Genomic DNA, 25153 nt, shown 5'->3' with positions numbered 1-25153 from the left:
GCCGAATGAGCGCCGGATGTAGCCGTTCTCGCCCCACGGGAACTTCGCGCGCGCTAATGCGCCAGGATCTTGTTGAGAAAGTCCTTGGTGCGCGCCTGCCGGTTCTCAGGATGCGCGAAGAATTCGTCCTTCGAGCAGTCCTCCAGGATGCGGCCGCCGACGTCGATGAAGATCACCCGGCTCGCCACCTTCCGCGCGAAGCCCATTTCATGCGTGACCACCATCATGGTCATGCCTTCCTTGGCCAGCGCGACCATCACGTCCAGCACCTCGCCCACCATTTCCGGGTCCAGCGCGGACGTGGGCTCGTCGAACAGCATCACGATCGGGTCCATGCTCAGCGCCCGCGCGATCGCCACGCGCTGCTGCTGCCCGCCGGAGAGCTGGCCGGGGAACTTGTCCTTGTGCGCCATCAGGCCCACGCGGTCGAGCATCTTCAGGCCGCGCGTCTTGGCCTCGTCGGGCGAGCGGCCCAGCACCTTGATCTGCGCGATCGTGAGGTTCTCCGTCACCGACAGGTGCGGGAACAGCTCGAAGTGCTGGAACACCATGCCTACCTTGGAGCGCAGTTTCGGCAGGTTCGTCTTGGGGTCGTGCAGCGGCGTGCCGTTGACCGTGATCTCGCCCTTCTGGAAGGGCTCGAGCGCGTTCACGGTCTTGATCAGCGTCGACTTGCCCGAGCCCGAGGGACCGCACACCACCACCACATCGCCCTTGGCGATGCTGACCGAGCAGTCGTTGAGCACCTGGACCGGGCCGTACCACTTGGAGACGTTCTTGATTTCGATCATTTTGTCGGCCATGACTTTGCCTTTCGAGGTTCAGCGGATGATCGCGATCTTCTTGTGAAGACGCTTGACCATGAATGAGAGCGCGTAGCAGATGGCGAAGTACAGCACCGCCGCCAGCAGGTAGGACTCGATGGGCCGGCCGAAATTCTTGCCCGCGGTCTCGAAGCCCTTCAACAGGTCGTACGCGCCGATGGCATACACCAGCGAGGTGTCCTGAAACAGGATGATGGTCTGCGTCAACAGCACCGGCAGCATGTTGCGGAAGGCCTGCGGCAGGATCACCAACGTCATGTTCTGCTTGTAGGTCATGCCCACCGCCTGCCCCGCGTAGACCTGGCCGCGCGGGATCGACTGGATGCCGGCGCGCATGATCTCGCTGAAGTAGGCCGCCTCGAAGGCCACGAAGGTGACGATGGCCGAAACCTCGGCGCCGATCGGCCGGCCGATGATGAAGGGCACCAGCAGGAAGAACCACAGGATCACCATCACCAGCGGAATGCTGCGCATGCCGTTGACGTAGATTGCGGCCGGTGCGTCCAGCCACTTCTTGCCCGACAGCCGCATCAGCGCCAGCAGCGTGCCGAAAATGATGCCGCCCAGCGTCGCAACGATGGTGAGGAAGACACTGAAGTACAGGCCCTTCAACAGGAAGCCGGTGATGACGTTCCAGTTGTAGAAGGAGAAGTCCAGATTCGTCAGCATGTCAGGGCCTCCCGCCCGGCTGCCCCAAGGGAGCCAGCGCTCCCGCGAAGGGCAGCGAATACATGGAGTGAAGCGCGTGGGGATTCATGCTCAGTGCCCTCCCCCGCCGGCCGAGACAATGAACCCCGGGACCCGCGTCTTCTTTTCGATGACGGCCATGATGCGGTTGATCGCGAAGGCCGAGATGATGTAGAGCGCCGTCACGGCCAGGTACATCTCCATCGGCCGCGCCGTCTCTTCGCCGGCCTGCATCGCGAACTGCGTCATCTCGGGAATGGACACCGCGAAGGCCACCGACGAGTTCTTGAAGATGTTCATCGACTCGCTGGTCAGCGGCGGAATGATGATGCGGTAGGCCATCGGCAGCAGCACGTAGCGGTAGTACTGCGGCGTGGTGAAGCCCACCGCCATGCCGGCGTAGCGCTGCCCGCGCGGCAGCGCCTGGATGCCGGAGCGCAGTTGCTCCGCGATCCGCGCCGAGGTGAAGAAGCCCAGCGCCAGCACCACCAGCACCAACGGCGGCACGTCGCGCATGGCCGGAAACAGCGCCGGCACCACGTGGTACCAGAGAAAGATCTGCACCAGCAGCGGAACGTTGCGGAACAGCTCGACCCAGACATTGCCGAAGCGCACCCAGCCCGGGCTGTTCGGCAGCGTTCGGATCATGCCGACGATGGAGCCGAGCACCAGCGCCACCACCAGGGCCGAGAGGGCCACGGACACCGTCCAGCCCCATGCGGAGAGCAGCCATTGCCAATACGTCGGGTCCTTGCCCCCCGGGTCCTGCAGGAAGACCTGCCAATCCCAACTTCCCATCGGGACCTCCTCAGTCGTTGTTGCTCGAAGAAGAAAAAAGAAACCTGAAAACAAACGCCCGCCGCAAAGGGCGGGCGTTTCGACTCAGCCCATGCCCGTCATTTCTTGACGTAGTCTTCCATCGGCTTGTTGTTCGGCGAAGCCCACGCGGCCTTGGTGGCCTCCGACAGCGGCAGGCCGACCTTGGTGTTGGTCGGCGGGATCGGCTGCATGAACCACTTGTCGTAGAGCTTGGCCAGCGAACCGTCCTTGATCTGGGCCTCGATGCTCTTGTTCACCGCCTCGAGGAATGCCTTGTCGCCCTTGCGGACCATGCAGGCGATCGGCTCGACCGACAGGGGCTCGCCGACGATCTTGAAGGCGGCAGGGTTCTTGGACTTGGAGATGTTGCCGGCCAGGATCTGGCCATCCATCACGAAGGCGTCGGCACGGCCGGATTCGAGCAGCAGGAAGCTGTCGGCGTGGTCCTTGCCCATGACTTCCTTGAAGTCGATGCCCTGGGCGCGCTCGTTCTTACGCAGTGTCTGCACGGAGGTCGTGCCGGTGGTGGTTGCCACGCTCTTGCCGTTGAGGTCGGCGATCTTGGTGATGCCGGAGTCGGCCTTGACGGCGATGCGCACTTCCTCGACGAAGGTGGTGTCGGCGAAGTCCACGTCCTTCTGGCGGGCGGTATTGTTGGTGGTGGAGCCGCATTCGAGGTCGACGGTGCCGTTCTGCACCAGGGGAATGCGGTTCTGCGAGGTGACCAGCTGCTCCTTCACCTCCAGCTTGGGCAGGCCGAGCTGCTTCTGGATGTCGCTCAGGATCTTGCGGGCCATCTCGGTATGGAAGCCGACGTACTTGCCGTCGCCGATGGTGTAGGCCAGCGCGCCGGACGAGTCGCGCACCCCCATCGTGACGCTGCCGCTGGCCTTGATCTTGGCCAGGGTGTCATTGGCCTGGGCGAAGGCGCCTCCTGCTGCGAGCGCGATCACGGCCAGTGCCAATACTTGCTTCTTCATATGGAAAACTCCTGTGACTGAGAGATACACAAATTCTAGACACCCGCATTCTGCGGCATACCCCGGACCAACCCGGTGCGCAGCGCACCACCGGGGCCACCCCGGCGTGCAGCAGTTCCGAGGCGGTGCACCGAGTCGCAAAACCATTCACGAGATGACATATAGCAGCCTTTGTGCCCGAAAAAAAGCACGCGGGAGGCGCGTGCTTTTTCTGGTCCTGCGGCAGCTGCAACGTGGGGCCAGACTGTAGAGGGCCCGCCGGCCTCAAGCAAATGCCCATTGCGACGGACGGTATGCCAGCGGGTTATAGATTGGTGCATTGCACAAAAACAGGTCGTTCAAGGCACAGGCCGTTCAAGTGGCAGGCTGGGTGCCGACCAGGTACGCCCACAGCGCGTCGGCCGTGCCCTTGTTGGCGCGCGACGTCGCGCCCTCGCCCTTGCCCGCGCGCGCGCCGGGCCTGGCCTGCGCTGCCGCTGCGGGCCGCTCGCGATAGGCACGGATCTCCATGGTGGCCTCGAGCCTCTCGATCTCGGGCGGCAGGGCGCTCACCAGCGTGCGCGCGCGTACCTCCTTGCGCACCGCGCTCTGCGGCAGGAAGGCGATGCCGTGCCCTTCGAGGGCCATCACCTTGAGACCCTCGGCCATGTCGGTCTCGTAGACGCGGTCGAGGTGGATGGCCGTGCGCGACTCCTTCAGCAGCTGGTCGACCACGCGGCCCAGGTAGGCGCCAGGGGCGTAGCCCAGGTAGGGCAGGGGCTGGCCGGGGCGCCCGGGCAGCCGGTAGCGCGGCGCGCCCTCGGCATCGGGCTTGACCCAGGGCGCGACCACCTCCTGGCCGAGGCTCACCATTTCGTAGCGGGTGGCGTCCAGCGGCAGCGGCTGCGAGGGATGGTGATAGGCGATCAGCAGGTCGCAGCTGCCCTCGACCAGGCGCAGCACGGCATCGTGGACGTTGAGCGCGATGAGCCGGCTCTTCAGCGGTCCGAACTGCTCGCGCAGGCTGGTGACCCAGGCGGGAAAGAAGGTGAAGGCCAAGGTGTGCGGCACCGCGACCTCGATCACGTCCTGCGCCGCGGCCGAATGGCCGCGCAGCATGGCGCGCGTGCTCTGCAGGGCCTGCAGCATCTCGATGGCCTGGCCGTAGAGCGTCTGGCCGGCCGGCGTGAGGCGCGTGGGATAGGAGCTGCGGTCGACCAGGTCGGTCCCGGCCCAGCCTTCGAGCGCCTGGATACGGCGCGAGAACGCCGGCTGGGTCACGTGGCGCAGCTGGGCCGAGCGGCTGAAGCTGCGTGTCTCTGCAAGGCTGACGAAGTCCTCAAGCCACTTGGTTTCCATGGGCGAGGATTATGTCCGCGCCATGAAAAAGGACCTCCGGCCGAGCTAGATCGGCGACACCACCCCGCGCCCCGCGAAGTGCCCTTCGGCGTTGGCCATGAAGCGGTCCACCGAGGCCTGCGTGGCCTCGGGCGACCAGCCGGCCATGTGCGGCGTGAGCAGGACGTTGTCGAGCCCGATCAGCACCTCGGGCCGGTGGGGCTCGCTCTCGTACACGTCGAGCCCCGCGCCGGCGATGCGGCCTTCGCGCAGGGCGCCCGCGAGTGCTTCGGTGTCGACCACGCTGCCGCGCGAGATGTTGACCAGGAAACCCTGCGGGCCGAGCGCGTCGAGGACCGCAGCATCGACCAGGTGCCGCGTGCCGGGGCCGCCGGGCGTGGCGACCATCAGCACATCGGCCCAGGCGGCCAGCGCCTGCAGGCTGTCGAAGTAGCGCTGAGCGGCGCCCTCGCGCGGCTTGCGATTGTGATAGCCGACGGCCATGTCGAAGCCGGCGGCGCGCCTGGCGATCTTCTGGCCGATGGTGCCCAGGCCGAGGATGCCCAGGCGCTTGCCCGAGACGTTGGGCGGCTGCGGAATCGCCTCGCGCCAGACACCTTCGCGGCAGAGCCGGTCGAGCGTGCGGATGCCGCGCACGATGCCGATCAGCAGGCCGAAGGCATGGTCGGCCACGCAATCGTCGTTGGTGCCGGCGCCGTTGGCGAGCGCGATGCCGCGCGCCCGAGCCGCCTCGAGCGGCAGCCCCTCGTAGCCCGCGCCCATCGCGCAGACCAGCTCGACCTTCGGCATCGCCGCCAGCTCTTCCGGGGTGAGACCGACCACGCCGATGGTCAGCACGGCGCGGAAGCGGGCGCCATGCGCCGCGATGGCCGCCGCCCGCTCGGCCGCGGTCGGCGCGTAGGTGAGGTCGTAGACGGCGGCAATCTGGGCCTGGTGAGCGCTCGACAGGCTGTTGAGCACCAGGAGGGGGATCTTGTCGGGCATCCGGGCTCCGTGGACAGTGGGAATCAAAGAACGGGCTCGGCAGCTTCGATCTGCTGCAGGGCCCACATCTGGGCATAGCGCGCGTCCCTGGCGAGCAGCTGTGCGTGCGTGCCGCGCTCCACGATCACGCCGCCCTCGAGCACCAGGATCTCGTGCGCGTCGACGACCGTCGAGAGCCGGTGCGCGATCACCAGGGTGGTCTTGTTCTGGGCCGCGCTCTTGAGCTCGGACTGGATCGCCCGCTCGTTGGCGGAGTCCAGCGCCGAAGTGGCCTCGTCGAAGATCAGGATCGGCGGGTTCTTCAGCAGCGTGCGGGCGATCGCCACCCGCTGCTTCTCGCCGCCCGAAAGCTTCAACCCGCGCTCGCCGACTGCCGTCTCGTACCCCTTGGGCGTGGCGGCGATGAAGTCGTGGATGCGCGCGGCCCGCGCCGCCGCCTCGACTTCGGCGCGGCTGGCGCCCGGACGGCCGTAGGCGATGTTGTATTCGATGGTGTCGTTGAAGAGCACCGTGTCCTGCGGCACGATGCCGATGGCCTGCCGCACGCTGGCCTGCGTCACCTCGCGGATGTCCTCGCCCCCGATCAGGATGCGGCCCTGCTGGACGTCGTAGAAGCGGTAGAGCAGCCGCGCCAGCGTGGACTTGCCCGAGCCCGAGGGCCCCACCACCGCCACCGTCTTGCCCTCGGGGATCTCGAAGCTCACATGCTTCAGGATCGGCCGCGCCGCCTCGTAGGCGAAGCTCACGTCCTCGAATCGCACGCTGGCATCGCGCCCTGCCAGCGGCCGCGCGCCCGGCGCGTCGCGCACCTCGCGCTCCTTCTCCATCAGCACGAACATCTTGTCGAGGTCGGTCAGGCTCTGCTTGATCTCGCGGTAGATCACGCCCAGGAAGTTGAGGGGGATGTACAGCTGGATCATGAAGGCGTTGACCATCACCAGGTCGCCCAGCGTCATGCGCCCGTCGACCACGCCCGAGGTGGCGCGCCACAGCATCAGCACCAGGCTCACCGCGATCAGCATCTGCTGGCCGGTGTTGAGCAGGCTGAGCGTGTTCTGGCTCTTGATGGCAGCGCGGCGATAGCGGTCCAGGCTGGCGTCGTAGCGGCCCGCCTCGAACTCCTCGTTGTTGAAGTACTTGACCGTCTCGTAGTTCAGCAGCGAGTCGATGGCGCGGCTCTGCGCCACCGAGTCGAGCTCGTTCATGGTCTTGCGGAACTGGGTGCGCCATTCGGTCACCGTGACGGTGAAGGCGATGTAGAGCACCAGCGCGCACGCGGTGATCCAGACGAAGAGCGCATCGAACTTGATGCCCAGGATGCTCAGCACCAGCGTGAGCTCGATGATGGTGGGCACGATGCTGTAGAGCGACATCGAGATCAGCGAATGCACGCCGCGCGTGCCGCGCTCGATGTCGCGCGTCATGCCGCCGGTCTGCCGCTCCAGGTGGAAGCGCAGCGACAAGGCATGCAGATGCCGGAACACCTCCAGCGAGATGCTCCGCGCCGCGCCCTCGGTTGCCTTGGCGAAGACCAGTTCTCGCAGCTCGCCGAACAGCGAAGTCGAGAAGCGCAGCAGCCCGTAGGCCACCAGCAGCGCGATCGGCACCACCAGCAGCGCCTGCGCCATGTCCGGCTTGGGCGTCATGGTGTCGACCAGGGTCTTCAGCAGCACCGGTACGCCGACGTTGGCCACCTTGGCACCTACCATGAAGACCAGCGCGGCCAGCACGCGCCACTTGTAACGCCAGAGATAAGGGAACAGCCGGCGCAGCGTCGCCCAGTCGGAGCGGTCGGTGCGCGCCGGCTCGCTGGCCGAGGCGTGATGGGCAGAGGAAAGGGTTTCGCCGCTACGGCGCATGAGGAGACAATCGTGGCTGTTGCTTTCCCGGATTGTGCCCATGTCTGCTTCTTCGAACGTCACCGCCCCCATCAAGAGCCTGCCGGCCGACATGGAACTCGTGCTCAAGGTGATCCCGCTGCCCGCCGACGTCAACGCCAACGGCGACATCTTCGGCGGCTGGGTGATGGCCCAGTGCGATCTGGCCGGCTCCGTCATTCCGGCGCGCCACGCCAAGGGCCGCATGGCCACGGTCGCCGTCAACGAGTTCGTCTTCAAGCAGCCCGTGCGGCTGGGCGACATCCTTTCCTTCTATTCCAAGCTGGTCCGCATCGGCCGCACCTCGGTGACCGTCACGGTCGAGGTCTTCGCCGAGCGCCACCAGGCGCAGGGCGAGTACATCAAGGTGACGGAGGCCACGTTCACCTATGTCGCGATCGACGACAACGGAAGGCCGCGGCCGATCGCGCAGGCCTGAGCGGGTGATCGCGGCGGGCCACCCCGAGCCCTCCGATCCTGGCCATTCCTGTCCATTGCTTGCCCCCGACCGAACCTACCAATGTTGGTAGTTGCCCGGGCGCTCTGATTCGCATCTACTCCCTCGGCCTGGAAAACCGCAGGGGGATCGATGGACTTGGTAAAGGGCGCGGCTAAGGTCGCGAGGGCGATGGTGGCCTGCATGGCGATGCTGGCCTGCATGGGGATCGTTCCGGCGCACGCACAACGCGTGGACCCGGATATTCGGGTGCTGAGGGCCCTCCTCGAGAAGGCGGAACCGGAGATCGATCTTGCCCGGGCCAAGCTGGTGATCGATCAGCTCATCGACCCGACCATCGACATCGAGGGCACGCTTGCGAAACTCGATGTCATGGCTGCAGCGGTGAGGGCGTCGGCAGGACCGCGGGCCAAGAGCTCGGAAATCGCGCAGGTGCTCCGTTCGTACCTCTATGACGCGGGCCCATGGAACAACCGGCAGCCTTTCCGGTTTGACTTGGAGGGTGATCCACTCGGGCACAAGATTGCCGGCAAGCTTCTCACCAATTACCTGGCGACGAAGAAGGGCAACTGCGTTTCGATGCCCACGCTCTTCGTCCTTTTGGCTCAAAGACTGGGGCTGGAAGCGACCTTCGCGGCTTCGCCAAACCACTACTTCGTAAAGTACCGGGACGAAACCGGGCGCTGGTACAACCTCGAGACGACATCCGGCGGTCATCCCAGGCGAGACGAGTCCTATCAGCGGGACACGCCGATGACACCGCAGGCGCTCAAGAACGGGATCTACATGCGGCCGCTCTCCAAAAAGGAGTCCGTGGCCACCGTCATGGTGGACGTGCTCCTCGATCACTACAAGGATGCCGGAAAGCCCGAGAAAGTCATTGCCATCGCCGATCTTGCGCTCGAGCACTACCCGAGCGACATCGACGCCATGCTTGACAAAGGCTACGCCTACTACCTTCTCATCCGAGACTTTCAGAACAAGTACCCGATGCCCAGGGACATTCCTCCCGAGGAGCGGCAGCGGTTTCGGGCCTTGGAACGAAACAACCGGCTCTGGTACGAGAAGGCCGAGGCGCTGGGGTGGCGCGAGCCGGATGCCGGAGCGGACGCCCGGTACATGGAGATGTTGAAGAGCGTGAAATCAAACTGATCGAAAGGGAAGCATGCAAATCTCCACATTCGCTCGCATCGGCCTGATTGCCGCGATCCTCGCCTACAGCAGCCTCAATTGGGCGCGGTATCTGCAAAGCGATCCCATTGGACTGGATGGGGGGTGGAACAGGATTGTCTACGCGAACTCGAACCCCCTGACGTTCACTGATCCGACGGGATTGCTATTCATGTCGACAGTCGGCGGATTGCAGCGAAACACGACGCTCGATCAGGCAGGCACCTTCGGCGCGGCTGGCAATGCTGCGATGGCCGCAGGGTCGGCCGGAGCTCTGGGGGGCGCAGCGGCCGCTGGTCTCGGTGCCGCTTACATGACGTACGTTCCGGCCCCGGCACGTACGGCAATCGGGTTGCTCAAAGGCTTGAGCGACGATGCAATTCCGCCCCCCACGCCGCCGCAGCCGCCCGTGCCAACCCCGCCGGCCATTGTCCGCCCGGGAGGGTTCGATCCGCCTGCCCCTCCTGCTGCGTTGTGCCCGAGACTCTGAGTACATGCATACCGATCAAGCGGAACGAGTTCAAGCTGCGTTTGCCGCCTACAAGGGGGGCCGGGTCAATTTAGCCTACGACCTCTACAGGCAGTTGGCGGACGAGGGGAATGCCGAGAGCCAAATCTTCACTGCATGGATGCTGAGCCAAGGAGTGGGCTGTACAAGAGACGAGGCGCAGGCAGCCATCTACTATGAACGCGCCGCCGCGCTGGGCCATCCGGCCGGCTGCTTTTACTTTGGCCGCTGGCTCACCAAGTCAGGCGAGCACGCCCAAGCCTATGCCTGCTATGCCAAGGGCGCGCAGGCCAAACATCTTCCGTCCATGTTCCGCGTCGGGTACTCGCTCGCACGCGGCAAAGGCGTAAATGTCGACTTGCGCGACGCATACACAATGTTGAAAGCAGCGGCAAGTCGAGGGCATGCCTATGCATTGCGAGAGATGGCCCTCCAAGATCTGCGAGGCGGACGCGGCTTGTTATGGATTCCCATCGGCCTCTTGGAATTCTTGCTGGCACTTTGTTGGGGTATTGCCGTATCCATGTTCAACAAGGACACCGATCTTCTTCGAGGTTGAAGCTCTTCGGCCGCGTATCTTGGATTGCACTCCGATCCCGCGATTCCTGGTGAATAGAAAGGAGCCTCATAAGTGGGCAATGAACTCGACGCACTTTCCCCCTGGAATGCCACCCTGGCAGCAACGCTTCCCGGCAAGCTGCTCCTGGTGGGCCTGACTTACCTCGACGCCGACGGTGCATTGATCGACAGCAGCAGTTCTTCGGTCGCGTCATGACGGCCACGCCGCGCGCAGGCATCCTGCTCTTGCTGGAGGGGCGCCGCGGCGGCGAGAGATACGCGCTCCCGCCGGACACCCGCTCATTCCGCAGGGCCAAGCCCGGCGAGTACCGGCTGCAAGCCACGGGCGAGGTGGTGATCAACCCGCACTACACCGTCACGTTTTCCATTCGAAAGCGCCCGGACCACGCATCAGCGACGATCCACTGAACCAGCCGCAGGGGGAGTACATCAAGGTGACGGAGGCCACGTTCACCTACGTTGCGATCGATGACAACGGGAGGCCGCGGCCGATCGCGAAGACCTGATCGGGACTGCGCCGGCTCACGGGAGCCCCAAGAGCCATCCCAATCCGCGGCCTCCTTTTCACTTTTTTCCTACTGATCGAACCTACCAATATTGGTAGTTGCCCCGGCACCCTGTTTCACATCTACTCCTTCGGCCTGGAAACAGCAGAGGGATCAATGAACTTGGCAACGGGAAGGGTTATCGTCGCGAGGGTGATGTTGGCCTCTATGGCGATGGTGACTTGCATGCAGGCCACGCCGGTGCATGCGCAACGCGTGGACCCGGATGTTCGGGCGCTGAGAGCCATCATCGAGAAGCCAGAGACTGAAATCGATCTTGCTCGGGCCAAGCTAACCATCGACCGGATCATCGATCCGGCAGTCGATATCGAGGGCACACTCGCCAAGCTCGACGCCATGGCTGCAACGGTCAAGGCGTTGGCCGGCCCTCGGGCTAAGAGCTCGGAAATCACGCGGGTGCTCCGTTCGTACTTGTATGACGCAGGTCCATGGAACAACCAGCAACCCTTCCGGTATGACCTGGAAGGCGACCCCCTCGGGCACAGCATTTCAGGCAAGCTGCTGGCCACGTATCTGAGAACCAGGAAGGGCAATTGCGTTTCCATGCCTACGCTGTTCGTCCTCCTGGCTCAAAAACTGGGACTCGAAGCGACCTTCGCGGCTTCACCTGGCCATGTCTTCGTGAAGTACCGGGACGAAACCGGACGCTGGTACAACCTGGAAACCACATCGGGAGGCTATCCCCGGAAAGACGAGTCTTACCAGCGGGACACCCCGATGACACCGCAGGCGCTCAAGAACGGGATCTACTTGCGGCCGCTCTCCAGGAAAGAGTCCGTCGCGGCAGTCATGATCGGCGTGCTGCTGGACCACTACACGAATACCGGCAGGCCCGAGAGAGTCATCGCAATCGCCGATGTTGCGCTTGAGCACTACCCGAGCGACATCAATGCCATGCTTCGAAAGGGCTATGCCTACTACCTTCTCCTAAGAGATTTCCGGAAGAAGTACCCAAGGCCCAGCGACGCTCCCATCGAGGGCAGGCTGCTCTTTCAGGCACTGGAGCTCAACAACCGACTCTGGTACGAAAAAGCGGAGGCGCTGGGGTGGCGCGAGCCAGATGCCGGCGCCGACGCCAGGTATCAGGAAATTGTGAAGGCGGCGAAACCGAACTGAGCAAAGAGGCAGCATGCAAATGTTCAAACTCACTCGCGCCGGCCTGTTGATGACAGCCCTCGTGGCTTGCTGGAACATCGCTTCGGCGCGATACACCCAAACTGATCCGATTGGACTCGATGGAGGGTGGAATCGGATTCCCTATTTGGATGGGAATCCACTGACCTACAGCGATCCGACCGGCCTTGATCGACAGGCGAGCGGTCCTGCACGTGTCTACACGGACATGGCTGGCGGGACGACGACTTTCTACGACCCCGTGACAAGAGAGTTGGCAATTTACGATTCGAACAACGCGATAGCGCGCAGTTCCGCTCCTGGTGCAGGCGGCCCCTATAGCGGCGAGTTCACTTACTGCGAATATCCGAACTCAAAAGTATTCGGGACGGCCAAGTGGCGCACGACAGATACACGGTACAGATGGATTCATGGCGGCGGTACTGGATTGGCCGACCCGTTGGCACCGCGGCAAGGCTGGGTTCCGACATACGGTTGCACCCGCGCACAGAACGTGGACGTGGAAGATCTCTGCCGAAGATCTGATGGTTGGCTTCAGCGAAACCCAGGCCAAACTATCCCCTACTCAAGATGGTAGATGCCGCCACCCTGTGCGTCAGAGTCGTCACGGCCATAGTTGTCCTGATGGCGACGGTCACTGGACACGAGTCACTCGCGGAAAGGTTGGAGCAGTGCATTGACCGCTTCTGTGTGGGCCCGCGAGCCAAGACATACGAAGTGTGGGCATCCAGCCTCGGATCGCGCACAGGAGCTGCTGTGCCGGGCGAGGATGCCCGGCGCACGCTCTGCATCCGGGATCATCGATCGAAGGCATACCTCATTCTTGGCTTCTCTGGCGACGGACCGATACGCTACAGCAAGCTAGACAGTCTGTTCTTGACAACTCAAGCGGTCTGCGATCGAGATGGAACCAGGACATTCCAGAACGCAAATACCGAACGCGGATTGAAGTTGGGCAGTTCCCGGCACGACATCGCACATCTGCTTGGCAGTCCAGCGCGAATTGACGATGCGGTTGAGAGAGAAATAAAAGATCACCGCTACCAGGGCTCCCTCTATGGGAGTCGCTTTGGGCGGCAGCGCTTGCACTACCAGCAACTGCCAGACTCACTCCTCTTCAATCAGTTCGGGATGGATGCCGAGGGAAGAGTAGTCAGCATCTGGATCAGCGACTCCCCCTAAGAAGACTACCGTGCTCCGCTTTCATCTCGTCCAGGGTCACGAGCATCAGTGCGCTCGAAGACCCGTGCCGTCGCTCGAAAGACTGGTTGCAACAAAATCCTGGGCAAACAACAGACGGACACGCGATATGCAGAGACCATGTACGGAAGCAAGTTCGGGGCAATGCGCTTGTACTACGAGTCCGAGGAAAAATCTCTCTGGATCAACGAATACGGTGTCGATGCAAACAACAAGGTAGTGAGCATTCTTCTGAGCAACTCCCCGTAGGCAACGACAGTCACGCTGCAATGTCGGCGTACCGAATTTTGCGATCGATGACAACTGGATTCTTCGGGTGATTTTTCCGTGCAAAAAGCCCGTTTGAGGCATGAACTGAGGGAACGCAGATTCTTCGCGGTACGAACTGAGCGATCCAACAAACTGTCGTGGATCACGATACGGAGCCTTGCTTGAACTCCCTCTCCCAAAAAATTGCTTTCTCCCCTTCCGCTTGGAAGATAACCCTGAAGGACGTACCCGGCCACGGCCAGCTATCTGCGCCGATCCACAGCCTGAAGGATGTCAAAGAGGTGGAGCCACCCTACACAAAAGACGATATTAGTCGATACCTCCATGACCACGAGGTCTGCGAAATGGGTGAGGGCACCTTTGATAACGGCAGCTTCCAATGCATGCTGAACATGGAACTTTTCGACAAGATCGAAAAGGGTGAGATTCAACCCGGCCAGCCCGAGCATGACCGGCCGGCGTGCTACTTGCTGAAAAAATCTGTCGAGTTGCTCCAGCCCCTGGGCATCAAGATCAGCGAGGCGAATCAGCGGTACAAGAACTTGCTTCAGGAATCGTCACTTGGATCCCCTCTGCACACGAAGCTGGAACAGCAAGTGGGGTTCATCACGAGCATGGTGGAGAGGTTATCGACTCTCGAGAGGAACCTGCTGGATGTGCTGGTCAAGCCTGGTGACTTCCGGCCGACGCGGGACAAAGCCTGCTTCCTGCTGTTTGTGCATGCCATGCTTGCGGACGCCGCGAACCAGACGCAGAAGTGGATGAATGAACTGGATGACGTTGAAGCGGAGAAGGTGGCGGCGCCGTGGACCGGGTCGATATTTAGCTATGTGACCGGCAATGAGATGAGGAGCAATCTCTTCTCGCCGGAGCCGTTGACGCCCGCAGACATGACGCTCTACGAGAATTGCCTGTGCCGGAACGACGAATCGGACCCTGAGGTAGTAAAAAATTCTGTTATTCCTTCCGCTTTGCCCCGCGGCGCGCAGGGCTTGGTGGCTATGTTGTATGCCGTTTCTCATGGCAAGGTTCTGCTGAGCGCGGCTATCGATAAGCCCTACTCCTTTCATGACAATCTCATCATGGGCTCTTTTTTTGCCCTCTTGACCCACGAGGACGGACATCTGGACTTCATGCTGAACGAGACTCCGGTGTTAACGCACATTGCCCAGAAGTTGAAGCCGATCTTTGTCAGAATCCTGGATCCGGAATGCAACCTGTCTGCTATGAACGTGAAGAGAGATCTGGTAGTGCTCCACTACATGCTCCACGAGAGCCCCACGTTCGAGGCGATGCTTCGTCCGCCTCCGAACTCAAAGTCCTCCTTCCTTGAACGCGTCAGGAATGTCTTCAATAAAGATTTTTGGGTAGCCGACGCGATCCCGCTGCTGAACAAGTCGGGCTTTCTCATTCCACGCATTGACCAAACCACGCCTCGCAAGGCAAAGGAGGCGTGCTATGAAGAAGTCGCCAAGGCCATGAATACTCTTTGGGGGGAGTTTCGAGAGCGGCATGTCGACAGTCTGAAGGCTAGTGGGCTGATTTCCAACCTACCGCGTTTCTTCGAGGACTGAGATACCGGCCGTCGTCGCGGTACGACGAATGACTTCGCCTTCGGCTTTTATGGCCACCCTGCGTGTGGTCGTCAGTTTCAAACTTTCGAAAAATCGGGCTTCCGCTTTTCCATAAAAGCCGTGAACGCCTCCTTCGCCGCCGGCTCGCGCAGCATGCGGCCGAAGCACTGGCCTTCCTCGTCCATGCGTTCGAGCACGGCCGGTTGCTGCGCCTTCTTCATCAGCCGCTTGGTCTCGATCAGCGCCGACAGCGGCTTGGCCGCCAGCTTGCGCGCCTGGGCCTGGGCGATGGAATTGGCTTCGGTGGGCGGCACCACGCGATTGACCAGGCCGACCTCCAACGCCGCCTCGGCCATGAAGGGCTCGCCCAGGAGCAGCGCCTCGGCCGCACGGTGGTAGCCGAACATCTGCGGCACCAGCAGGCTGGACGCCGCCTCCGGGCACAGGCCCAGGTTGACGAAGGGCATGGAGAAGGCAGCGTTATCGCCGGCATAGACCAGGTCGCAGTGGAAGAGCATCGTGGTGCCGATACCCACCGCCGGGCCGCACACGGCCGCCACCAGCGGCTTCGGAAAGCTCGCGATGCCATGCAGGAAGCGAAACACCGGAGACTCCGGCGTCGACGCCGGCGCGTTGAGGAAGTCGCCGATGTCGTTGCCGGCGCTGAAGATGGTGGCATCGCCCTGGATCAGCACGGCGCGCACCGCACCGTCCTCGGCGGCCTTCGAAAGCGCGTCGGCCAGCGCGGCATACATGGCGCTGGTGATCGAATTCTTCTTGTCGAGCCTGTTGAAGGTCAGGGTCATCACGCCGGCTTCGACGTGGACGAGGATGTCGCTCATGTTTTTTCCTTGCTGCAAAGAAGTGGAAGAAGTCGTCGGCCCCGCGGCCTTCACTCCTTGAAATAGACGATTTGGTTCGAGGTCGCCAGCAGCGCGCCGGCCTCGCTCCAGAGTTGCGCAGCCTGGTCGAAGTAGCCGTTGCTGAACTGCTGTCCGGTGGCGCGGCCGAGCAGATAGCCGTCGCCCACCCCGGCGAGCTGCGCGGCGTCGACATGGAAATAGGTGGTGATCGACACCGTGCCGATCGGTACCGGCTTGGCGCGGCGCAGCCAGACGCGTGGATAGAAGCAGTCGCACAGCGCCGCCAGCGCCGCGAAGTCGAGCGGGCGGGCCGGTGCATCGCGCAGCCACATGCGGGTCTCGCTGTGGTCGCCGCTGCCGTCCCAATGGGTCGGGATCGTGCCGCTGATCGGGCGCATCTCGTAGCGGTCCAGCCATGCCACCTTGCCGGGGCCGATGCTCAGGCGCTCGACCTCACTCGGCGGCGGCACCTCGGGCATGGGCAGGTCGCTCGCGCCCCAGGTCTCGCGCCGCAGGGCGGTGACGGCGGTGCCGGTGCTCGCCACCTGCGGCCGGCCCTCGGCGTCGGCCTGCGACATCTGGATCGTCCAGTGCTGCGTCGAGCGATTGGTGCGCACCGGCACGGCCAGGAGCTCGAAGGCGCCGGCTTCCAGCGCCGCTGCGTAGTTCACCGTCAGCGCGACAGGCGCACCGAGCAGATCGGGATGCTTCAGCACCGACTGCAGCATCGCCGCCGCGGTCGTGCCGCCGAAGGGCCCCACCATGTTCCAGTAGTCGGCACTGGTGGCCCCGGTGAACAGACCGGCCCGGATGTCGCTGTGCGCCAGCGCCAGGGCCCGGTCCAGGGGGTGTGTGGTCATTCGGTGTCCTCCGCGCTTCGCGCTCCGGTATTCGCGTTGTGAACGGCTCGGCTGCTCATGGTCGCAGTGTGCTCCGTCGAAGGCGCTCGGTCAGTCGTGTGCGTGACGCGATCAGACCCGCTCGAAGATGCCGGCTGCGCCCTGCCCCATGCCCACGCACATGGTGACCATGCCGTACTTGAGCTTCCTGCGTTGCAGCGCGTGCACCACGGTGGCCGAGCGGATGGCGCCGGTCGCGCCGAGCGGGTGGCCCAATGCGATCGCGCCGCCCATCGGGTTGACCTTGGCCGGGTCCAGGCCCAGCGTGTCGATCACCGCCAGCGACTGCGCGGCGAAGGCTTCGTTGAGCTCGATCCAGTCGATCGCGTCCTGCGGGAGGCCGGCGTAGCGCAGCGCCGCCGGAATGGCCTCGATCGGGCCGATGCCCATGATGTGCGGCGGCACGCCCTTGCTTGCGAAGCTCACGAAGCGCGCCAGCGGACGCAAGTCGAACTGCTTGCAGGCTTTCTCGCTGGCCAGGATCAGCGCACCGGCGCCGTCGGAGGTCTGCGAGCTGTTGCCGGCGGTGACGGTGCCGCGCGCGGCGAACACGGTGCGCAGCCGGGCCAGGCCTTCGAGGCTGGTGTCGGGTCGCGGGCCTTCGTCGAGCGACACGGTGCGCGACCTGGCGACGGCCTCGCCGCTTTCCAGGTCGGGCGTGCGGTCGGTCACCTCGATCGGCGTGATCTCGCCAGCGAACTCGCCGGCCTGCTGCGCGGCCAGCGCGCGCTGGTGCGACTGCAGCGCGAAGGCGTCCTGCGCCTCGCGCCCGACCTTCCACTGTTGCGCGACCTTCTCGGCGGTCAGGCCCATGCCGTAGGCAATGCCGATGTCGCCGTCGCGCTCGAAGATGGAGGGCGAGAGCGAGGGCGCGTTGCCCATCATCGGCACCATGCTCATGCTCTCGACGCCGGCGGCGATCATCACCTCGGCCTCGCCGACGCGGATGCGATCGGCCGCCATCTGCACCGCCGACAGGCCCGAGGCGCAGAAGCGGTTGACGGTGATGCCGCCGATGCTGGTGGGCAGGCCCGCGAGCACCGCGCCGATGCGCGCGACATTGAGCCCCTGCTGGGCTTCCGGAATGGCGCAGCCGCAGACGATGTCCTCGATGGCCTTCGGGTCCAGGCCCGGCACGGCCGCCAGTGCCGCTTTCAGCGTGGTCGCGAGCAGGTCGTCGGGGCGCGTGTTGCGCAAGAAGCCGCGGTGCGAGCGGCCGATCGGGGTGCGGGTGGCGGAGACGATGTAGGCGTCTTGGCGTTGATTCATGGCGAAAGGTCCTTGGTGTCTTGCCCCCTCGTCCGACTGCGGGGGAGGGGGCGGGCTCATGTCCCGTGCTCAGTTGCGCAGCGGCTTCCCCGTGCTCAGCATCCCCATGATCCGCTCCTGCGTCTTGGGATGAAGAATCAGCGAGCAGAAGGCCTTGCGCTCCAGCGCCATCAGGTACTCCTCGCTCACCAGGCTGCCGGCGTCGACATCACCGCCCGTGACCACGTGCGCGATCAGTCCGGCGATGTGGAAATCGTGCGCGCTGATGAAGCCGCCGTCGCGCATGTTGACCAGCTGGCCCTGGATGGTGGCGGCGCCGCTGCGGCCCGCGACCTTGAACAGCCGCCGCATCGGCGGCCGCCAGCCGGCATCCGCCATCGCCCTCGCCTGCTGCAGTGCGACGTACAGCAGCTCGTCCTTGTTGGGCACGATCACGTCGCTGTCCAGCAGGTAGCCAAGCTTCCTCGACTCCAGCGCGCTGGTGCCGACCTTGGCCATGGCCGCGGCCGTGAAGCCTTCGGTCAGGAAGGGCAGCAGATCGCTGCCGGTGGAAGTCTCCGCGTTCTCGGCCGCGCGGCGCGCGATGTAGGTCAGGCCGCCGGCGCCGGGCACCAGGCCCACGCCGACCTCGACCAGGCCGATGTAGCTTTCCATGGCCGCGACGCGCTTCGCAGAATGGATGGCGAGCTCGCAGCCGCCGCCCAGCGCCATGCCGCGCACGGCGGACACGACGGGCACGCCGGCGTAGCGGATCTTGAGCATCACGTTCTGCAGCTCCTGCTCCGCCCCCTCGACCGCGCCGATGCCGGCAACCACGAAGGCCGGCAGCATGGCCTGCAGGTCGGCCCCGACCGAGAACATCTCGTCCGGCGACCAGATCACCATCGCCTTGTACTCGCGCTCGGCCAGCTCGACGCCGGCCGCCAGCGCATCGGCCACGTCGGGGCTGATGGCGTGCATCTTCGAATGGATGCTGGCGATCAGCACCTCGCCGTCCAGCGTCCAGAGCCGCACTCCGCCCTCGTCCTGGATCGTCGTGCCGGCCTGGTTGGCGTCGGGCGCGTTGCTGCCCAGCACGCTTTCGGGGAAGAGCTGGCGCGCGTGCACCGGCAGGCGGCGCTGCGGAACGAACCGTTGCTGCGAGGCGCTCCACGAGCCCTCGGGCGTGTGTACGCCGCCGGCCTGGGGCACCGGACCCTTGAACACCCACTTGGGCAGCGGTGCGCTGGCGAGCGCCTCGCCGGCATCGATGTCTTGCTGGATCCACGTCGCGACCTGTGCCCAGCCCGCTTCCTGCCAGAGCTCGAACGGGCCCTGCTTCATGCCGAAGCCCCAGCGCATCGCGAGGTCGACGTCGCGTGCGCTTTCGGCGATCGTCGCCAGATGCACGGCGGCATAGTGGAAGCTGTCGCGCAGGATGGCCCAGAGGAAGCGGCCCTGCGCACCCTCGCTCTCGCGCAGCAGCTTCAGTCGCTGGGCCGCCGGCTTCTTGAGCATGCGGCCGTAGACCTCGTCGGCCTTCTCGCCCGAGGGCACGTAGTCGCCTTTCCCTGCGTTGGCTTGCAGGTCGAAGCGCAGGATGTCCCTGCCGGCCTTCTTGAAGAAGCCCGCCTGGGTCTTCTGCCCCAGGTTGCCCAACGCCAGCAGCCTGGCCAGCACCGGCGGCGTCGCGAAGTTGGCGTAGAACGGATCGGTCTCGGCACTCAGGTTGTCCTGCAGCGTCTTCACCACATGGGCCAGGGTGTCCAGGCCGACCACGTCGGCCGTGCGGAAGGTGCCCGAGCTCGCGCGGCCCAGCTTCTTGCCGGTGAGGTCGTCCACCACGTCGGGCGTGAGGCCGAACTTCTCCACCTCCTTCAGGGTCGCCAGCATGCCGGCGATGCCCACGCGGTTGGCGATGAAGTTCGGCGTGTCGTGCGCGCGCACCACGCCCTTGCCCAGCGCGCTGGTGACGAAGGCCTCGAGCTGGTCCAGCACCTGCGGCTCGGTGGTCGGCGTATCGATCAGCTCGACCAGGAACATGTAGCGCGGCGGGTTGAAGAAGTGGATGCCGCAGAAGCGCGGCTTGAGCGCCTCGGGCAGCGCCTCGCTCAGCTTGGTGATCGACAGGCCCGAGGTGTTCGAGGCCAGGATCGCGTGCCTGGCCACATGCGGCGCGATCTTCCTGTAGAGATCGAGCTTCCAGTCCATGCGCTCGGCGATCGCCTCGATCACCAGATCGCATTCGCCGAGCTTCGCGAGGTCGTCTTCGTAGTTGGCTTGCTCGATCAGCGCGGCGTCGTCCGCGTCGCCCAGCGGCGCGGGCTTGAGCTTCTTGAGGTTGTCGATCGCGCGCGCCACGATGGCGTTCTTGGAGGAAGAAGACGGGGCTGACGCGCCGTCTCCCTTGGCCGGGAGATCGAACAGCACCACCGGCACCCGCACATTGACGAGATGCGCCGCGATCTGCGCGCCCATCACGCCGGCGCCGAGCACGGCGACCTTTTTCACTTGGAATCTGGACATGGAATTTCCAACAAATAGATGTCTTACTGGACGCGGACCCAGGTCTGCGTGCGGCCGATGCCCAGCACCGAGCCGCGCACTTCGAGCTTGTTGCCGCCGTCGACGGGGGTGAGTCGCAGCGTGTAGCTCTTGCCGTTCTCGGGGTCCAGGATCTTTCCGTCCTCCCAGACCTCCTTGCCCTCGGCCTTCCTGGCGCCGCGGATGATCTCCAGACCCAGCAGCGGCTTGCCCTTGCGGTCGTCGGTGCATTCGTCGCACACCGCATCCTGCTTCGCTTCCTTGCGCAGCAGCTTTTCGATGCGGCCGGTGAGCACGCCGCCCGACTCCGCGATGCGGATCTGCGACTTGGCTTCGTGGGTCTTGTCGTCGATGCTCTGCCAGACGCCGACCGGCGTCATCTGCGCGAGGGCCGAGCCGGTCCACACCAGGGCGGCCGTCGCAAGAAGAAGGCGCTTCATGGCGGTCATGGAGCAACCCCCCGCGCTGCGCGCTGCGGTCGTCGCCCCGGGAGCGGCCCGGCGTCTCATGCCAGGGCCGCGTCGGTGTTCATGAGCGGCGCGGCGCCGGCCCGGGCGGTGCGCATCAGCGTCGCGGTCTCGGGGAACAGCTTCGCGAAGTAGAAGCGCGCGGTCTGCAGCTTGCCCTGGTAGAAAGGATCGGTGTTGCCGGCCGCGATCGCGGCGAGCGCCACGCGTGCCTGCAGCGCGAACAAATAGCCGAACACGAAGTGGCCGGCGACGCGCAGGTAGTCCACCGCCGCGGCACCCACTTCGTCGGGGTTCTGGAACCCGCGAAAGCCCAGTTCGGTCGTGAACTTGGTGAGCTGCTCGCCCAGCACCGCGATGGGCGTGATGAACTCGCTCATCTTTTCGTTCACGCCCTCCTCCTCCACCAGCTTCGCCACCAGCTTGCCGAACTTCCTGAGCGTGGCGCCGTTGTTGCCCAGCACCTTGCGGCCCAGCAGGTCGAGCGACTGGATGGTGTTGGTGCCCTCGTAGATCATGTTGATGCGGTTGTCGCGCACGAACTGCTCCATGCCCCATTCCTTGATGAAGCCGTGGCCGCCGAACACCTGCATGCAGGCATTGGTCGAGATGTGGCCGTTGTCGGTGATGAAGGCCTTCACGATGGGCGTGAGCAGCGCGACCAGTTCGCCCGAGTCCTTGCGCACCTTCTCGTCCGTGTGGTGGTGCTCCTTGTCCAGCAGCAGCGTGCAGAAGATCTGCAGCGCGCGGCCGCCTTCGGCATAGGCCTTGGCGGTCATCAGCATCTTGCGCACGTCGGGGTGCACGATGATCGGGTCGGCCTCCTTGTCCTTGGCCTTCACGCCCGACAGGGAGCGCATCTGCACGCGGTCCTTGGCATAGGCCAGCGCATTCTGGAAGGCCACCTCGGTCAGGCCGAGCGACTGGTTGCCCACGCCCAGGCGCGCCGCATTCATCATCACGAACATCGCGGCCAGGCCCTTGTTGGGCTCGCCCACCAGCGTGCCGGTGGCGGCCTCCAGCACGATCTGCGCGGTCGCGTTGCCGTGGATGCCCATCTTGTGCTCTAGGCCGCCGCAGTAGATGCCGTTGCGGCTGCCCAGCGAGCCGTCGGCGTTGACGTTGAACTTGGGCACGACGAACAGGCTGATGCCCTTGCTGCCCTTCGGCGCATCCGGCAGGCGAGCCAGCACCAGGTGGATGATGTTCCGGGCCATGTCGTGCTCGCCCGCCGAGATGAAGATCTTGTTGCCGGTGAGCTTGTAGCTGCCGTCGGGCTGCGGCTCGGCCTTGGTGCGCAGCAGGCCCAGATCGGTGCCGCAGTGCGCTTCGGTCAGGCACATGGTGCCGGTCCACTCGCCGCTGGTGAGCTTGGGCAGGTAGGTCTTCTTCTGTTCCTCGGTGCCGTGCGCGACCAGGGCTTCGTAGGCGCCGTGCGAAAGGCCGGGGTACATGGTCCAGGCCTGGTTGGCCGAGTTGAGCATCTCGTAGAAGCACTGGTTCACCACGAAGGGCAGGCCCTGGCCGCCATACTGCGGATCGCAGGACAGCGCCGCCCAGCCGCCTTCGACGTACTTCGCGTAGGCCTCCTTGAAGCCCTTGGGCGTCTTCACCTCGTGCGTGGTCTTGTCGAGCACGCAGCCCTCCTCGTCGCCCGGGATGTTGAGCGGGAAGGTCACTTCGGCGGCGAACTTGCCACCCTCCTCCAGCACCGCGTTGATGGTGTCGGCGTCGACCTCCGCGTGCCGGGGCAGCGCCTTGAACTCGTCGGTGACCTTGAGCACTTCGTGCATCACGAACTGCATGTCGCGAAGGGGCGGGTTGTAGGCGGGCATGAAAGGATCTCCGGGAAAGAAAAAAGAGTTCGAAAAAAAGCGACGGTGTGCCGCTCAGCGCACCGGCTTGAGCCGGCGCGAAGCGGCCGCTGCGGAATCCGGAGCGGCCAGCGCTTCCGGCATGGCGCAGCGCGCGAGGATGTTGTCGAAGCCGGCGTTGGCGCGGGCCAGCGAATCGGGCGAGCGCAGGAAGCGCGCCTCGTAGTGCAGCGCCAGGATCAGCGCGTGGATCTCGAAGGAGATCTGCTTGGCGTCGGCCTCGGCGCGCACCTGTCCCTCCTCCTGCGCCTGCAGCACGGCGCGCAGCATCGCGGCCAGCCAGATGTTCACCGACTCGGCCAGCGCATCGCGCACCGGTCCCGGCCGGTCGTCGAACTCGACGGCGCCACTGATGTAGATGCAGCCCGAGTCGATCTCGGCAGAGGTGCGCTTCATCCAGTTGGCGAACAGCGCGCGCAGCCGCGGCAGTCCGCGCGGCGCCTGCAGCGCCGGGTAGAACACCTCCTGCTCGAAGCGCGCGTGGTATTCGCGGACCACCGAGATCTGCAGTTCCTCGCGCGAGCCGAAATGGGCGAACACGCCCGACTTGCTCATGCCGGTGACCTCGGCCAGGGCGCCGATGGACAGGCCCTCGAGCCCGATCTGGGCGGCGAGGTTCAGGGCCGCGTCGACGATGACGGCCTTGGTCTGCTGGCCTTTCTGGGGCGCACGGGAGGCCTTGCGAGGCGCGGCGGCGGGCATGGTGTCGGTTGACCTGGAATAAAACGAACGATCGTTCTATTTTGCAGGGCTTTGACCGCCGCCTCGATGAAAGCCCGACAGCGCCGGAAGGTTATCGGCCGCGCAGTACCGGCATCTGCGAGCCGTCGCCGTGGAAGGCATGCACCGTGAGACGAGCGGCTTGCGGGCGGCTGGGTCCGTCGCCTTCAGCCCGCCAGCAGGCGCGCCCTCACTGCCAGTTCGGGTGCAATGAGCTGATGAGCTTGTTGCAGTCGCCGCGCGTGAGCAGGGCGTGCACATGCCTCTCGCGGGGGCTCAGGTCCCGCAGCACGGAGGAATCGGCCAGGTCCGCTGCCATTCCCGGCGAAAGGTAGCGTTGCGAACGGGCGGCCGCGACCAGCGCGGCGCGGATCTCGGCGGGCTGGGCGGTCTTCTCGACGAATCCGCTGGCGCCCCAGCGGAGCGCTTCCCGCACCATGTGCGGCGAATGCATGTCGCTGATGAGCACGACGCGGACCCTGGCCGCCACCATGCGGAGCAATTGCATGAACGCGCGCAGACCCTGTGGACCGAGCGTGGGATCCACCAGGGCGATGCAGTCCTCGGCCTCCATGCAGCAGGCGAGCAGGCGGTCCGTCGTGGGCGCCGAGCACCCGAGAACGAGGCCCGCAGTGTCGCTCACCAGCGATTCGAGGCCGCTCAGAAGCGCGGGCGATGCGACGCCGATGATCACCTTCACGGCGCCATCGGCCTCCGCCTCCTCTTCGCTTCCGAGCGAGACCTGCGGCGGCCAATTCTGGAACGGCACCCCGCCGCCCGGGATGTCGACACGGCGATCGCTCATCGCTTGCCCGGTCGTTTCAGGATTGCGCCTGGCACGAGGCCTGCACGCTGGGCCAACCGTAGTCGCGGCCCATCAATGCACGCGCAAGAAGGTAGTTGTTCAGTGCACGCGCGCTCAAGCTGTCCATGTGCACCGAGCCGCTGGCATCGCAGGGAAACGACAGGGCACGGCCGGTGCCGCTGAGAGAAGGGAAGCGCAGCTCGAATGCGGGCTGTGAAACGGATGAATTGGGGGCGGCGTGCATGGTGTCCTCGTGGTTCATTTCGATGAAGCAGCTCCAGGAAGGGATGTCGTGCGCCTCACGCGGGATCGAGCTGGCGCATGGCGGTTTCGATGCAGGCGAGGAGGTCCTCCGGCCGGAAGGGCTTTGCCAGAAAGCAGGTCACGCCGGTCTTCAAGGCGCGCACGCACGCCTGTTCGTCGGAGTAGGCGGTGATCAGGACCGTGGGGATCGGGGTGCCGGCGCAGGCCAGGTGGGTGTACAGCTCGAGCCCGGACATGCCCGGCATGCGCATGTCGGCAACCAGGCACCGGACGGCGCAGGTGCCCTTCGATTGCAGGAAGCTCTCGGCGGAGTCGAAGGCGGCGCAGGACAAGCCGGCGGATTCGAGCAGGTCCTTGGTGGTGTCGCGAACCGATTCATCGTCGTCCACGATGGCTATGCACGGGTTGTTGGGCACTGGATTTCCTTGGGGGTCTTGAGCGTTGGCGCAAGAGTAGGCCGATCGCCCGCGCAAGACCATTGCACATGCGTCGCGCGCTCTAC

26 protein-coding genes and 1 pseudogene are annotated in these 25153 nt (G+C 64.7%); 10 read left to right on the top strand and 17 right to left on the bottom strand.

What is annotated here, in order from left to right; all coding sequences use genetic code 11:
* Window positions 1-53 precede the first annotated feature (53 nt).
* The 7 genes from J2739_RS08995 to J2739_RS08965 form a co-directional block, all read right to left on the bottom strand.
* Window positions 54-791, bottom strand: coding sequence for an amino acid ABC transporter ATP-binding protein (locus J2739_RS08995; RefSeq protein WP_309901101.1), 738 nt, complete (start codon window positions 789-791; stop codon window positions 54-56).
* 30 nt (window positions 792-821) lie between these two features.
* On the bottom strand, window positions 822-1493 hold the full coding sequence (locus J2739_RS08990) for an amino acid ABC transporter permease (RefSeq protein ID WP_309900657.1): 672 nt from the start codon (window positions 1491-1493) through the stop codon (window positions 822-824).
* Window positions 1494-1583: 90 nt separating this feature from the next.
* A complete protein-coding gene (locus J2739_RS08985) occupies window positions 1584-2309 on the bottom strand; it encodes an amino acid ABC transporter permease (RefSeq protein ID WP_309900654.1) in 726 nt (241 codons plus the stop codon).
* 98 nt (window positions 2310-2407) lie between these two features.
* Window positions 2408-3310, bottom strand: coding sequence for a transporter substrate-binding domain-containing protein (locus tag J2739_RS08980; protein ID WP_309900653.1), 903 nt, complete (start codon window positions 3308-3310; stop codon window positions 2408-2410).
* 354 nt (window positions 3311-3664) lie between these two features.
* Window positions 3665-4648: a LysR substrate-binding domain-containing protein gene (locus J2739_RS08975; RefSeq protein ID WP_309900651.1), complete on the bottom strand. Its 984-nt coding sequence runs from the start codon at window positions 4646-4648 to the stop codon at window positions 3665-3667.
* A 45-nt stretch (window positions 4649-4693) separates the two neighbouring features.
* Window positions 4694-5632 (bottom strand): 2-hydroxyacid dehydrogenase, encoded by a 939-nt coding sequence (locus J2739_RS08970; RefSeq protein ID WP_309900649.1) that lies wholly within the window; start codon window positions 5630-5632, stop codon window positions 4694-4696.
* A 23-nt stretch (window positions 5633-5655) separates the two neighbouring features.
* Window positions 5656-7491: an ABCB family ABC transporter ATP-binding protein/permease gene (locus tag J2739_RS08965; RefSeq protein WP_309900647.1), complete on the bottom strand. Its 1836-nt coding sequence runs from the start codon at window positions 7489-7491 to the stop codon at window positions 5656-5658.
* Window positions 7492-7531: 40 nt separating this feature from the next.
* Between J2739_RS08965 and J2739_RS08960 the strand changes: the two genes are divergently transcribed.
* The 10 genes and pseudogenes from J2739_RS08960 (at window position 7532) to J2739_RS08920 (ending at window position 14967) form a co-directional block, all read left to right on the top strand.
* Window positions 7532-7948, top strand: a complete 417-nt coding sequence (locus tag J2739_RS08960) for an acyl-CoA thioesterase (protein WP_309900645.1) — start codon at window positions 7532-7534, stop codon at window positions 7946-7948.
* 150 nt (window positions 7949-8098) lie between these two features.
* Complete coding sequence (locus J2739_RS08955) at window positions 8099-9118, top strand: transglutaminase family protein (RefSeq protein WP_309900644.1); 1020 nt, start codon at window positions 8099-8101, stop codon at window positions 9116-9118.
* Window positions 9119-9131: 13 nt separating this feature from the next.
* Window positions 9132-9626 (top strand): RHS repeat-associated core domain-containing protein, encoded by a 495-nt coding sequence (locus tag J2739_RS08950; protein ID WP_309900641.1) that lies wholly within the window; start codon window positions 9132-9134, stop codon window positions 9624-9626.
* Window positions 9627-9630: 4 nt separating this feature from the next.
* A complete protein-coding gene (locus J2739_RS08945; protein WP_309900639.1) occupies window positions 9631-10203 on the top strand; it encodes a tetratricopeptide repeat protein in 573 nt (190 codons plus the stop codon).
* Window positions 10204-10275: 72 nt separating this feature from the next.
* Entirely contained in the window at window positions 10276-10419 is a 144-nt protein-coding gene (locus J2739_RS08940; protein WP_309900637.1) for a hypothetical protein, read from the top strand.
* Entirely contained in the window at window positions 10416-10631 is a 216-nt protein-coding gene (locus J2739_RS08935) for a hypothetical protein (protein ID WP_309900635.1), read from the top strand. The genes J2739_RS08940 and J2739_RS08935 overlap by 4 nt, the downstream gene beginning before the upstream one ends.
* 8 nt (window positions 10632-10639) lie before the next feature.
* Window positions 10640-10729: pseudogene (locus J2739_RS08930) on the top strand (acyl-CoA thioesterase); the annotation flags it as partial.
* A 156-nt stretch (window positions 10730-10885) separates the two neighbouring features.
* Window positions 10886-11905, top strand: a complete 1020-nt coding sequence (locus J2739_RS08925) for a transglutaminase family protein (RefSeq protein ID WP_309900634.1) — start codon at window positions 10886-10888, stop codon at window positions 11903-11905.
* A gap of 13 nt (window positions 11906-11918) precedes the next feature.
* Complete coding sequence (locus J2739_RS27870) at window positions 11919-12500, top strand: RHS repeat-associated core domain-containing protein (protein ID WP_405053852.1); 582 nt, start codon at window positions 11919-11921, stop codon at window positions 12498-12500.
* Window positions 12501-13554: 1054 nt separating this feature from the next.
* The gene (locus J2739_RS08920; protein ID WP_309900632.1) at window positions 13555-14967 is read left to right on the top strand and encodes a hypothetical protein; all 1413 of its coding nucleotides are present in this window, start codon (window positions 13555-13557) and stop codon (window positions 14965-14967) included.
* Window positions 14968-15044: 77 nt separating this feature from the next.
* On the opposite strand, the gene J2739_RS08915 is transcribed toward J2739_RS08920, so the two are convergent.
* From J2739_RS08915 to J2739_RS08870, 10 genes are all read right to left on the bottom strand, one after another.
* Window positions 15045-15809: an enoyl-CoA hydratase gene (locus J2739_RS08915; RefSeq protein ID WP_309900630.1), complete on the bottom strand. Its 765-nt coding sequence runs from the start codon at window positions 15807-15809 to the stop codon at window positions 15045-15047.
* A gap of 50 nt (window positions 15810-15859) precedes the next feature.
* A complete protein-coding gene (locus J2739_RS08910) occupies window positions 15860-16690 on the bottom strand; it encodes an acyl-CoA thioesterase (RefSeq protein ID WP_309900629.1) in 831 nt (276 codons plus the stop codon).
* Window positions 16691-16801: 111 nt separating this feature from the next.
* Window positions 16802-17998, bottom strand: a complete 1197-nt coding sequence (locus tag J2739_RS08905) for an acetyl-CoA C-acyltransferase (RefSeq protein ID WP_309900627.1) — start codon at window positions 17996-17998, stop codon at window positions 16802-16804.
* A gap of 69 nt (window positions 17999-18067) precedes the next feature.
* Entirely contained in the window at window positions 18068-20503 is a 2436-nt protein-coding gene (locus tag J2739_RS08900) for a 3-hydroxyacyl-CoA dehydrogenase/enoyl-CoA hydratase family protein (RefSeq protein ID WP_309900626.1), read from the bottom strand.
* Window positions 20504-20526: 23 nt separating this feature from the next.
* On the bottom strand, window positions 20527-20961 hold the full coding sequence (locus tag J2739_RS08895) for a DUF2147 domain-containing protein (protein WP_309900624.1): 435 nt from the start codon (window positions 20959-20961) through the stop codon (window positions 20527-20529).
* Between the two features lie 65 nt (window positions 20962-21026).
* Window positions 21027-22823 carry an acyl-CoA dehydrogenase C-terminal domain-containing protein gene (locus J2739_RS08890; protein ID WP_309900623.1) on the bottom strand — a complete coding sequence of 599 codons (1797 nt, stop codon included), beginning with the start codon at window positions 22821-22823 and terminating at the stop codon, window positions 21027-21029.
* Between the two features lie 54 nt (window positions 22824-22877).
* Window positions 22878-23564, bottom strand: coding sequence for a TetR/AcrR family transcriptional regulator (locus tag J2739_RS08885; protein WP_309900621.1), 687 nt, complete (start codon window positions 23562-23564; stop codon window positions 22878-22880).
* A gap of 208 nt (window positions 23565-23772) precedes the next feature.
* The gene (locus tag J2739_RS08880; protein ID WP_309900620.1) at window positions 23773-24387 is read right to left on the bottom strand and encodes a hypothetical protein; all 615 of its coding nucleotides are present in this window, start codon (window positions 24385-24387) and stop codon (window positions 23773-23775) included.
* Between the two features lie 16 nt (window positions 24388-24403).
* A complete protein-coding gene (locus J2739_RS08875; protein WP_309900618.1) occupies window positions 24404-24631 on the bottom strand; it encodes a hypothetical protein in 228 nt (75 codons plus the stop codon).
* 55 nt (window positions 24632-24686) lie between these two features.
* Window positions 24687-25067 carry a response regulator transcription factor gene (locus J2739_RS08870; RefSeq protein WP_309900616.1) on the bottom strand — a complete coding sequence of 127 codons (381 nt, stop codon included), beginning with the start codon at window positions 25065-25067 and terminating at the stop codon, window positions 24687-24689.
* Window positions 25068-25153: the final 86 nt, after the last annotated feature.

It is taken from the genome of Variovorax soli (genome assembly GCF_031454625.1).
Classification (GTDB): Bacteria; Pseudomonadota; Gammaproteobacteria; order Burkholderiales; family Burkholderiaceae_C; genus Variovorax; species Variovorax soli_A.
The sequence above is the reverse complement of the archived record's forward strand: the minus strand, read 5'-3'. Positions and strand labels throughout refer to the sequence as shown.